This is a genomic window from Pseudomonas sp. JV245A (assembly GCF_032424515.1).
In the GTDB taxonomy this organism is placed as follows: domain Bacteria; phylum Pseudomonadota; class Gammaproteobacteria; order Pseudomonadales; family Pseudomonadaceae; genus Aquipseudomonas; species Aquipseudomonas protegens.
Genome location: NZ_VYKE01000459.1, coordinates 1 through 784, shown reverse-complemented (window position 1 = coordinate 784; position 784 = coordinate 1). Strand labels below are relative to the sequence as shown.

Sequence of the window (784 nt, the reverse complement as noted above, 5' to 3'; positions counted from 1 at the left end):
CCAGTGGCTGCAATCCACCTGGGCCGGCATTACCCCGCTGCTGGCCGACGGCCTGCCGCGGCACTACCGCCTGACCCGGGCCGTGGGCATCTTCGGCCAGGTGATGGCCGAGTACGTGCTGACCTACATCCTGGGCCATGAGCGCGAGGTGCTGGCGCGCCTGGTGAGCCAGGTCGAGCGCAAGTGGGACAACCGCCTGGGCCAGAGCCTGGTGGGGCGCAAGGTGCTGATCGTCGGCACCGGCGACATCGGCCAGAGCGTGGCGCAGTTCCTCCTGCCGTTTGGCGTGAAGCTGTACGGCATCGCCAGCCAGCCCCGGGAGCAGGCGCCCTTTATCGAAGTGGCCGGCCTGCAAGACCTGGGGCGCCTGGTGGGGGAGGTGGACTACGTGGTCAACCTGCTGCCCAACACCCCGAGCACTCACGACCTGTACGACGCGGCGCTGTTCAAGCAGTTCAAGCCCACGGGGTTGTTCATCAATGTTGGCCGGGGCGTGGCGGTGGTCGATGCGGACCTGGTGCAGGCCCTCAAGGATGGGCATCTGGCGGGGGCGGTGATCGATGTCTGCCGCCAGGAGCCCTTGCCGCAACGGCATCCGTTCTGGACCGCCTGGGGCTTGCTGCTGACGGGCCACAGTTCGGCGCCGACCTCGCCGGAATTGATGGTGCAGTTGTTCGTCGACAACCTGCGGGCTTATCAGGCTGGGCAGGCCCTGCGCGGCGAAGTGGATTTCGCCCGGGGCTATTGAAACGTGCCTGATCGCAGGAGCGAGCTTGCTCGCGAA

General features: G+C 67.2%; 1 protein-coding gene. It reads left to right on the top strand.

Annotation, left to right across the window (positions count from 1 at the left end):
* The coding region (locus tag F6S12_RS32425) for a D-2-hydroxyacid dehydrogenase (protein WP_315869945.1) at positions 1-748 on the top strand (748 nt) is incomplete at its 5' end.
* Positions 749-784 lie beyond the last annotated feature (36 nt).